This is a genomic window from Microbispora sp. NPDC049633 (assembly GCF_040675265.1).
Lineage (GTDB): Bacteria > Actinomycetota > Actinomycetes > Streptosporangiales > Streptosporangiaceae > Microbispora > Microbispora maris.
The window spans coordinates 1-10,551 of record NZ_JBFAOO010000234.1 but is presented as its reverse complement, the minus strand read 5'-3'; the positions used below and the strand labels follow the sequence as shown (position 1 = coordinate 10,551).

General features: G+C 73.4%; 8 protein-coding genes. 4 read left to right on the top strand and 4 right to left on the bottom strand.

Annotation, left to right across the window (positions count from 1 at the left end; all coding sequences use genetic code 11):
- From AB0J39_RS34745 to AB0J39_RS34735, 3 genes are all read left to right on the top strand, one after another.
- A partial coding sequence (locus tag AB0J39_RS34745) for a LuxR C-terminal-related transcriptional regulator (RefSeq protein WP_363472565.1) occupies positions 1-396 on the top strand: 396 nt, incomplete at its 5' end.
- Between the two features lie 80 nt (positions 397-476).
- Positions 477-1,598, top strand: a complete 1,122-nt coding sequence (locus AB0J39_RS34740; RefSeq protein ID WP_363472563.1) for an alpha/beta hydrolase — start codon at positions 477-479, stop codon at positions 1,596-1,598.
- A gap of 23 nt (positions 1,599-1,621) precedes the next feature.
- Positions 1,622-4,105, top strand: coding sequence for a GMC family oxidoreductase (locus AB0J39_RS34735; RefSeq protein WP_363472562.1), 2,484 nt, complete (start codon positions 1,622-1,624; stop codon positions 4,103-4,105).
- A gap of 165 nt (positions 4,106-4,270) precedes the next feature.
- On the opposite strand, the gene ligD is transcribed toward AB0J39_RS34735, so the two are convergent.
- The 3 genes from ligD to AB0J39_RS34720 form a co-directional block, all read right to left on the bottom strand.
- Complete coding sequence (gene ligD / locus AB0J39_RS34730) at positions 4,271-5,452, bottom strand: non-homologous end-joining DNA ligase (protein ID WP_363472560.1); 1,182 nt, start codon at positions 5,450-5,452, stop codon at positions 4,271-4,273.
- A gap of 62 nt (positions 5,453-5,514) precedes the next feature.
- Complete coding sequence (locus AB0J39_RS34725; RefSeq protein ID WP_363472558.1) at positions 5,515-7,923, bottom strand: DUF4132 domain-containing protein; 2,409 nt, start codon at positions 7,921-7,923, stop codon at positions 5,515-5,517.
- A gap of 1 nt (position 7,924) precedes the next feature.
- Entirely contained in the window at positions 7,925-8,296 is a 372-nt protein-coding gene (locus tag AB0J39_RS34720; RefSeq protein ID WP_363472556.1) for a hypothetical protein, read from the bottom strand.
- Positions 8,297-8,460: 164 nt separating this feature from the next.
- On the opposite strand from AB0J39_RS34720, the gene AB0J39_RS34715 reads away from it, so the two are divergent.
- Positions 8,461-9,843, top strand: coding sequence for a cytochrome (locus AB0J39_RS34715; protein WP_363472553.1), 1,383 nt, complete (start codon positions 8,461-8,463; stop codon positions 9,841-9,843).
- A 76-nt stretch (positions 9,844-9,919) separates the two neighbouring features.
- On the opposite strand, the gene AB0J39_RS34710 is transcribed toward AB0J39_RS34715, so the two are convergent.
- Positions 9,920-10,551 (bottom strand): DUF2332 family protein (locus tag AB0J39_RS34710; RefSeq protein WP_363472552.1); only part of this gene is annotated, 632 nt, incomplete at its 5' end.

Sequence of the window (10,551 nt, the reverse complement as noted above, 5' to 3'; positions counted from 1 at the left end):
CTCGACGCGGGCCGGGCGCTGCTCACCGCCGGGCTCGCGCGCCTCGGGACGCCGGACGGCCGCGCCCGTGCCCGGGAGCACCTGCGGGCGGCGGCCGAGATCTTCGACTCCTGCGGCGCCCGCGCCCTCAAGGCACGAACCGAGCGGGAGCTTCGCCGCCTCGGCGTACGGGTGGGCGGCGGCGCGACCACCGCCGCGGGCGGGGACGCGCCCCGGTTCGGGCTGTCGCCCCGGGAGCTGGAAGTGGCGCTGCTCGTCGCCGAGGGGCTGACCAACCAGCAGGTCGCCGAGAGGCTCTTCCTCAGCGTCCGTACCGTGGAGACGCACCTGTCGCGGATCTTCGCCAAGCTGGAGGTCACCTCCCGGGTCGGCGTGGCGACCGCGCTCAAACGGTGATTCCCGACAAGTACGGGTTTTCCACGATGCCGCCGGCGCGGACGGGCCTGCGATCGTATCCCCGGCAGAAAGGCGATCGCATGGGACACCGCATACCCCGGTTCACGCTCGACGGCGTGGGGAACGCCGAGGTCACGGTCCATCCGTTCGCCACCGAGGACGGACTGGGGTTACAGCTCACCCGGTTCCGCCGGGACGACGCGCGGGCGCAGGGGGCGCCGGACGACGTCGTGCTGCTCGTGCACGGCCTGACCTCGTCGAGCGACATGTTCGTGATGCCGGAGCACACGAACCTGGTCAGGTTCCTGCACGACAGCGGGTTCGGCGAGGTGTGGGCGCTGGACTTCCGGATGAGCAGCAGGTTTCCGTACGCCATGGAGACCCGCAGGGACACGCTGGACGACATCGCCCAGTACGACCACCCGGCAGCACTGCGCGAGATCCGCCGCCACGTGGGGGCGCGGCGGATCCACGTGGTGGCCCACTGCCTGGGGTCGGTGACCTTCCATATGAGCCTGTTCTCCGGGGCCGTGAGCGGGATCGCCGGTGTGGTCGCCAACAGCGTCGCGCTGACGCCCAGGGTCCACCCCTGGGCCCGGCTCAAGCTCACCCTCGGTCCGGTGCTGCTGGAGTACGGCACGGGCCTGTCGTACCTGGACCCCCGGTTCAGGGACGCGCCTCCGCTGACGCGGCGGTGGCTGCTGGCCCGCGCCGTCTCCTTCCTCCATCCCGAGTGCCGGGAGGCCGCCTGCCACATGCAGAGCTTCATGTGGGGCAGCGGCAGGCCCGCGATGTACCGCCACCGCAACCTGGCGCGGAGAACGCACGTGCACGAGCGGCTCGCCGACCTCAACGGCGCCTGCGACCTGCACTACTACCGGCATGTGCGGAAGATGGTGGCGGCCGGGCGGGCGGTGAAGTCCGACACCGGCGATCCGCGCTACGCCGCGCTGCCCGACGACTACCTGGTCAACGCGGCCGACGTCGACACGCCGATCCTGTTCCTCACCGGCGACCGCAACGACGTCTTCACCGACTCGAACATCGTCTGCCACCGCGTGCTGTCCAAGGCGGCGCCGGGACGGCACGAGCTGCGGATCCTGCCCGGTTACGGGCATATCGACCCCCTGATCGGGGCGAACGCGCACCGGGACGTCTTCCCGCACATCCTCGACTTCCTGAAGCGACACAGCGGTCGCTGAAGCGGCACTGAGAGACCTCATTCATGGAACACGTCGACGCGGTCGTGGTCGGTTCGGGTTTCGGCGGCGCGGTCGCCGCCTACCGTCTCGCCGAGGCGGGGCTGTCGGTGGTCGTCCTGGAGCGTGGCAGGGCGTACGCGCCGGGAGACTTCCCGCGCGGCCCGGCACAGCTCGGCCGGGCTTTCTGGGATCCGGCCGAGGGCCTGTACGGGATGTACGACATCTGGAGCTTCTCCGACTGCGACTCGGTGGTGGCGAGCGGCCTCGGCGGCGGCTCGCTCATCTACGCCAACGTCATGCTCCGCAAGGACGAGGACTGGTTCGTCCACGAGCAGGCGCTGCCCGGCGGCGGCTACGAGTCGTGGCCCGTGACCAGGGCCGACCTCGATCCGCACTACGACGCGGTCGAGCGCATGATCGGCGTGACGCCGTACCCGCTCAGCCATCCCGGCTTCGACGGCACGCTGAAGACCCTCGCGATGCGGGACGCGGCGGCCGAGCTGGGGCTCGACTGGCGGCTTCCGCCGCTGGCCGTCAGCTTCGCGCCGTCGCCGGACGCGGAGCCCTGCCAGGGCGTGCCGGTCGCCGCCGCGGCCTACGGCAACCTGCACGGCGGGCCGCGCCGTACGTGCCGGTTGTGCGGCGAGTGCGACATCGGCTGCAACGACGGCGCGAAGAACAGTCTCGACCACACCTACCTGTCGGCCGCCCGGCACCACGGCGCGGACCTGCGCGCGCTGCACGAGGTGCGGCGCGTCCGGCCGCGGGTGGGCGGCGGCTACGACGTGCAGTACGTCGAGCACATGCCGCGCGGGGACGACACGGCCGAGGACGGCGACGGCCCGCCGCGGTCGACCGGGCCGCACACGATCAGCTGCGACCGGCTCGTCCTGGCCGCCGGCACGTACGGCACGTCGCATCTACTGCTGAAGAACCGGGCGGCCTTCCCCGGCCTGAGCGCGGCCCTCGGCACGCGCTTCTGCGGCAACGGGGACATGCTGGCGTTCCTGCTGCGGGCCACCGACCGCAGCAGGACCCGGCCCATCCGGGCGAGCCGCGGACCGGTCATCACCAGCGCGATCCGGCTCGACGACGGCGCGGACGGGCGCGGCGCCTACATCGAGGACGGCGGCTATCCCGAGTTCGTCGACTACCTGGCCGAGGGCGCGACCATGGGGCCCGGCCGCGTCGCGCGGTTCCTGCTGCGGCGGCTGCGCAACATCGTCACCCACGACACCAACCTGTCGGCGGAGATCGCCGATCTGATCGGCCGGGGCGAGCTGTCGGGCACCTCGCTGCCGCTGCTCGGCATGGGCCGCGACGTCCCCGACGGGAGGCTGCGCCTGCGTGACGGCCGCCTCGACGTGGAGTGGACGGCCGAGACGAGCGAGGACTACTTCGACCGGGTGCGTGCCATCATGCGCAGGATCGGCGACGTGCTCGGCGCGGAGTACGCCGACAGCCCGCCGTGGTGGCGCAAACGGGTCATGACCGTGCATCCGCTGGGCGGCGCGCCGATGGGCCTCCACCCGGGCGAAGGGGTGTGCGACGCGTACGGGGAGGTCTTCGGGTTCCCCGGGCTGTACGTCGCGGACGGCGCGGCCCTTCCCGGGCCGGTCGGCGCCAACCCGTCGCTGACGATCGCGGCGCTCGCCGACCGCATGTGCTCCCGGATCCTGGAGACCCGCGCGTCCGTCACCGCGTCCGTGACGAAGCTGTCCCCGATCGAGGCGGAGGCCGTGCCGGTGGGGGCGGCGGCCCGGCCGGCGGCGGACGGCACCGAAGCGTCTGCCCCCGAAGCGCCGGCCGCCGCGGACAGCCCGCGTGCCTTCGCGGCGGGCCCGCAGGACGAGCCGAGCGTGTTCGAGGACCGCACCTCGCTGTGGTTCGTGGAGGAGATGCGGGGGCTCCTGCTGCCCGGCCCGCCCGGCCGCGCGGCCCGTGAGAGTGCGGCCCGTGGGAGTGCGGCCCGTGGGAGTGCGGCCCGTGAGAGTGCGGCCGGGGGCTTCCCGTTCGCCTTCCGCCTCACGATCACGATCGACGACATCGAGCGGTTCCTCGCCGAGCCCGGGCACGAGGCCAGGGCGGAGGGCTGGATCGAGGCCGACCTGTGCGGGGGCAGGCGGCCCCTCGCCCGGGGATCGTTCAACCTGTTCGTCCCCGGGGAGACGGCCGGGCAGCGGTGCATGCGCTACCGCCTGCACTTCTACGACGCCGAAGGCCGCCCCCGCACGCTGGCCGGGCGCAAGGAGATCCAGCCGGGCGTGCCGACCCGCCTGTGGCTGGACACCTCCACCCTGCACGCCCGCCTGCTGGAGGGACACGTCGAGGAGGACGGGGACGAGCGGGCGGCCGTGGTCGCCGCCGGGACGCTGCGCATCCTGCCGTCCGACCTCGTGCGCATGCTCACGACCTTCCGTACGGCAGGCCCGGACGGCGCGACGGCCGTGGCCCGCTTCTGCCGGTTCTTCCTCGGCGAGCTGTGGGAGGTCTACGGCCCAGGCTGATCACTAGGGAGTGTCTGACAAACGCCGCCCGTCGCGAGCGTGGATCCAGGTGGATGCATCGCAAGGCCGAGGAGGAGCCCATAGCGGAGCTATGGGCGACGACGAGAACGCAGCGAGGCGCCGCCTGGGCCACGTGCAGCAGGGCCATGATGTGTCAGACATGACCTAGCCCCAGGGGTCGTAGTCGACCTCCAGCGGTTCCTGGCCGGGCCGGTCGGGCTCCGGGACGTGCCGGAGGTTGACCCGGATCCTCGTCCACACGGAGCTGCGCCCCCGCATGGAGTCGACCAGGACGTCGGCCGGCCGCAGGAGCCGGGCCACCTCGGGGTGGCGGGCCTTCCACCGCTCGAGCCCGGCCATCGCCTCCTCGCGCGTGGCCGCCCTGGCGATCTCGACGAGCGGCATGACCGGCTGTCGCCGCCCCTGCCCGGACGGGGCCGCAGGCCTGTCCGGTCGCGGGCCCTGGGCCTCGGCCAGATCGAGCAGCGCATCCAGGGAGCCGGCCCGCTCGTCCATCCCGGCCCACGGGTCGCCCACTTCGGCGTAGCGGTCGGGCATCGACGCGAGCGTGAAGTCCTCCGGCCGGCACCCGGGCACCTCGTCCCAGGTCAGCGGGGCCGAGACGAGGCCGGTCGGCCGCACGGAGTAGGCGGAGGCGACGGTGTGGTCGCGGGCGTTCTGGTTGTAGTCCACGAAGACGCCCTGCCGTTCCTCCTTCCACCACCGGCTGGTGGCGACGTCCGGCTCCCGGCGTTCGACCTCCCGGGCCACCGCCTCGGCGGCCCGCCGTACCTCGCGGAAGGTCCACTGCGGCTCGATGCGGGCGTAGACGTGGAACCCGCGCGAGCCGGACGTCTTGGGCCAGGCCGTCAGACCATGCTCCTCCAGCACGTCGCGCGCGACCAGGGCGACCCGGACGATCTGCTCCCAGCCGACGCCGGGCACGGGGTCGAGGTCGATCCGCAGCTCGTCCGGGTGGTCGAGATCCCCGGCCCGTACGGGATGGGGGTTGAGGTCGACGCAGCCCAGGTTCACGGTCCACAGCAGGCAGGCGAGGTCGCGGATCACCACCTCGTCCGCCGTGCGGCCGGAGGGGTAGCTCAGCTCGACGACCTCGACCCACTCGGGGCGCTTGGCGGGCGCGCGCTTCTGGAAGAACGCCTCCTTGTCGACGCCGTGCACGAAGCGCTTGAGTATCACCGGCCGGTCGGCCACGCCGCGCACCGCTCCCTCGGCGACCACCCGGTAGTAGGAGATCAGATCGAGCTTCGTGTGCCCGGTCCGCGGGAAGACCACGCGGTCCGGATTCGTGATCCTCACGATCCTGCCGTCGAGCTCCAGCGTCATGCCGCCACACTACGTCCCGGCGCCGGCCCCGGCCCGGATCACCGCCCGGATCGCGGCCCGGGTCACCGCCCGATCTGCCGGGTGATGGACGGGTCGGTGATCCGCGTGTCGGCGGCCAGCAGGAGGGCCTTGGACACGATGACCGACAGCGTCCCGTCCTCCTCGAAGGGGAGGAAGAGCCGTTTCCCGGAGCTCCGGGGGACGACGCACAGATAGGCGTCGTCCGGCTCCATCAGGACGTTGCCCGAGCCCAGGTGGATCTTGTAGGTTCGCAGGTCGCCCCGGACCACCAGGAAGCGGTCGGTCAGCGAGCAGCGCTCCGCGACCGCCAGACGCGGCAGCAGCCGGGCGAGCGCCTCGCGGCGCACCCGCGCGGTCTCCGACAGGTCCCCGAAGCCGTGGCTGTGCCAGTACTCGCGCAGCCCGTTCCCGCCCCGGCCGGTCCACTCGGGGTCGGCCGCGATCGACGCCACCGCGACGAACAGGTCCACGTCCCGCATGGCCTCGCTGAACACGAGCGGCGGCACCCGCGTCAACGGCGCCTCCCGCCAGCCGTCCCCGTCCAGGCGGTGGAAGCGGACCTGGCCGAGGGTGGCGTACCCCTCCTCCTCCCAGAGATAGTCGTGGAGGAGCGTCGCCCGCCAGCGTCCCCCGGCGAGCGTCCGCCGCGCCTGCCCGTCGCCGCCGTCCCACGGCCCGAGGTAGCCGGCCTGCCAGCCGCGCTGCCGGAACAGCGCGTACAGCGTGTGATAGCGGGTCACGTGCCCCGCGAATCGGTCGGAGTGGACAGCGGTCGCCTCCTCAGCCGGAGTCAGCGGATACACCTCGCGGAACGCCTGCTTGAACGGCTGGCGCAGACCGGTCTCGATCAGGTGGTCCCGCCAGGAGCGCACCTCGTCCGCCGTGGCGCGGGCCGGGTGCCACAGCCGCACGGGGACGTCCGGCACGCGCAGCCCGAGCTCGCTGCGCCACACCCCCGGCGACACCTCGAAGTCCCAGATGAGCCGGTCCGCGATCGGGTGCCCCTCCAGCCGGCGATAGTGCGGCGTGACCTCGTGGGTGTACCCGGTCTCCAGTGCCCTGACGAGCGTCGCCTGCTGCCGGCGGACCTGCTTGACCAGCTGACGGAGCCGGTTGACCTCGTCGGGATGCTCCCGTCTGACGGCGGCGGGGACCGACTTGAGCTCCCTGTCCCCCTGCCACCAGGACAGCTCGACCTCGCCGTCGACGGAGATGACCGCGGTGTGCTCGCCCAGCGTCCGCCGTAGCCGCCCGTCGGGCAGCCGGAAGGCGACCTCCACCCGGTCGGCCAGCGCCGGCTCGACGCGCTTGAGCATGCGGTCCAGCTGCTTGGTCGCCCCCGCGTGCCGGATCTCCTGCCTGGCGGCGCGCAGGGCCACGACGGCCTCCGGGGTCGGGTGGTCCTCGGCCGCGCGGGCGATCTCGAACAGCACCCCCTGAGAGGGGAGCGTCCTGGCCTGCGTGGGCGCCACCGCCACGCCGCGCACCAGCCGTTCCAGCAGGCCGGGCAGCCAGGGCTCGTCGCGGAAGAGCGCCAGCCGTACGGCCCGCCCGATCGTCTCCTTCTCGCCCCCGGCGAACGCCTTGTCGGCCTGGTACGGCAGTTCCCCGGCGTGGATCGCGGCGACCCGGGCCTCGGCCGCCTCCAGGGTGGCGCGGGCGAAGTCGACATAATCGGCGACGGCGGCCAGCCGTTCCCAGACGTCGGGCAACGGCGGCGAGGCGTTGTAGGAGCGGTCCCGCACGGTCTCGGCGAACAGCGCCCGCCGCTCCACCCCCCAGCCGAGCAGCAGCTCCACCTCGGCCACGGCCAGCGGCCCGCGCCCCGCGGTGAGCCGCTCGGCCACCTGCGCGTCCAGCCCGGCCAGACCGGCCGCCGCCAGCAGCGGGAAGGGCGCGTCCAGCCGCCGCCCGTTGCCCAGCAGGAACTCCACCACTGTGCGGGCCGGACCGGCCAGCCGGTCGATCGGGGCGCCTTCGGGGCAACGGACCAGCGCGCCGGCCCCGACGCACAGGTCCGCCCAGTTCCGGGTCGCCAATCCGTCCACCAGAGCGTCGAACAGGTCCGCGCACGCCGCCGGGGTGAACAGCGGCTGACGCTCCTTCGCCTCGTTCTCCACCGCGAAGCGCGCCGCCATGCCGCCGTGGCCCTGCTTGACGACCCGGTACGCCGCGGGGATCAGGGCGCCCAGCTCGGCCGCGCTCAGCCCGGTGGCGCGGGGCCACTCCGAGAAGTCCGCCGTCGCGCCGGTCAACAGGTCGTACAGGCGTCTCCCCCGCGCCGACAGCCGCGTGCCGCCGACGATCACGACCGGTTCCGCCGGGCGTCCGGCGGGCCGGTGATCCGGCCGCCGGTCGTCTCCGGACACCGGCTCTCCACGGCTGTAGGCCGCGATGAGCCCGTAGATCCCGCCCTCGGCCGCCTCGTCCAGGTGGTCGCGCGCGTCCATGTCAGCCTCCGGCGAGGGGGACGAGCCTGACGAACGACACCACCGGGTCGGCGGTCAGGTCGATCTCGGCGTCCAGGTCCTCGATCTGCCGGTCTCCGATCAGCAGCAGGAAGCCGTTGTGCGCGAACGCGGCCTCCGCGGCGTCGGCCTGCCTCTCCCAGTCCGGCCTCCGGGTGCGCTCCGCCTCGGCGTCGGCCGGGGTCAGCGGGGCGCGCGAGGGCCGCGCGGGAGAGGCGTTGTGGCGGGCCACCTCCTCACGGACGCGCAGCCGTACCAGCTCGCGGGCCGTGACGCGTCCGGGCAGCCCCGGCAGGGAGAACTCGGCCAGCGCGCGGCCTGCCCCGGTCTCCTCGCGGAAGATCACTGATGCCATCGGATGACTCGTTCCTGTACGTCGGTCGATGGCGCATTCCTACCAGCGATCTACGACAGATCCGCCGCTGACATTTGCAGGCGGACGCTCTAAGATCGCCGCGCATACCGAGGTTCGCATCGCCTGAGGAGCGGCTCGGCGACCCGAAAGGCAGGCGCACGCCCATGATCTCCGACAGACGGTCCGCGTCGGCCGTGGAAGGTCTCATCTCGTTACCGCTGGAACCTCTGCTCACCAAGGACTACGAGACCGATCCCGCGCTCGTCCACGAGCGCCTGCGCGCGACGTACGGCCCGGTGGCCCCGGTCGACCTCCTCGGCGTGCCGGTCTGGCTGGCGATCGGCTACGACGAGGTGCTGCACGTCATGCAGAACCCGGGCGACCTGTGGAGTAAGCGCGTGGACAACTGGCGGGCGTACGCGGAGGGGCGCGTTCCCGCCGACTGGCCGCTGCTCGCCCTCCTGCAGGCCGACAACTCGGGCTTCCACGACGGGGAGAGGCACCGCGGCCTGCGCGGCGCCTGGACCGCGGGGCTCCGCCCGTTCCAGGAGCCCGGAACCGGGCAGGCGCAGCGGCTGGAACGCGCCATGCTGCGGTTCTGCGACGACCTCATCGGCGTGATGGCGGAGGGCGGGCCCATCGGATGGGCGGACCTCGTCACCCAGTACGGGCGGCCGTTCCCGCTGCTCGTCGCCAACCACCTGCTCGGCGTCACCGTCGAGCGGGGCGAGGACATGGTGATGGACCAGTGGCGCCTGCTGGACGGCCCCGACTCCGCCGGGGCGTACCAGCGGCTCTTCGCCGCCCTTCACGAACTGGCCGCGGTCAAGCGGCACCGGCGGGGCGACGACCTGCCGTCGTACATGCTCGAGGCGAAGCCGGACCTCACCGACGAGGAACTGGCCCGCGAGTTGTTCATGCTGTCCGGCTTCCTCGACTTCACCGGCAGCCTGATCTGCAACGTCATCGTCGAGGTGGTCACCAACCCCCGGATGCGGGAGACCGTGTCGGTCGGCGCGATCGAGGAGACCGTCAACCGCGTCGCCCTGCTCAACCCGGCGCTGGCCAACGTGACCTTCCGCTACGCCAGGACGGACCTGAGACTGGGCCGCTTCACGATCGCGGCCGGCGACCCGGTGATGCTGTCCATCGCGGGCGCCCACACCGACCCGCTGCTCACCGCGGCGCTCCGGGACACCGTCCGCAGCACCCGCGCCCACCTCGCGTGGGGCGCGGGCCCGCACAGGTGCCCGAGCCAGCGGCTGGCCACCCAGATGGCCACGATCGCCGTGCGCCGGCTGCTCGACCGGTTCTCCACGCTCGAACTCGCGGTTCCGCGCGACGAGCTCGCCTGGCGCCCCTCCCCTTTCATCCGCACGCCGCTCTCCCTGCACGTGCGCTACCAGCTCAACCCGAGCTTCGCCGCCGCGCCCCGGCCGGGACCTGAGGCCGGCGCCGAGCCGTCGCCCGCGGCCGAGGACGGCGGCGACTGGCGCCCGAGGTCCGGCCTCTGGGCGTTCCTGCGCAAACTGCGCCGCATGCAGTGATCGAAGCCGTAGGACCGCCGCGGCCGGTCCGCCCCCGGTCGAGCCCTCGGACGCGGACCCCGACCACCGCCCCGGGTCACGCGAACCAGGCGATCGCCTGCCCGTGCGACCGGGTCCAGGCGAGCGGGGTCGCGTCCAGCGCGAGCACGTTGAACAGCGCCGCGCCCGGCGGGGGCGGCAGCCCGGCGTACGGAAGCACGTCCGGGGCCTCGTTCGCGATCCAGTGCCCCGGCAGCCCGCGGGCCAGCTCGGCGAACGCCCGCCGCCTCGGCGCCGGCACCTGGTACAGGACCGAGGTGTGGAACACCACCAGCGTCGCGCCCCGCGGCGCCCGCGCGGCCAGCGCCGGCAGGTCGTCCACCAGGTCGCCGCGCACGAGCAGCGGCGGCTCGGCCGCGGCGACGGACGCCGCGGCCCGCAGCCGGGCCCGCCGGTGCACGTGTTCCGGCCAGATGAGGGCGTCGAGCCATGCGACGTCCGCGGGGTCGGTCACGTCGAGCGGGTTCAGATCGATCCCGGCCCGCCACACGACCCGGGGCAGGCGGGCCGGCGGCGCCACCCCGGTCGCGGCACAGTCCAGGACCGGTTCGCCGGACCCGACCAGGTGCTCGCCGTAGCGGTAGGCGTACCGGTCGGGGTAGAGACACAGCCCGGCCGAGGCGCCGACCTCCAGCAGGGCGAGCGGCTGCGGCAGCGCGGCGAGCAGCG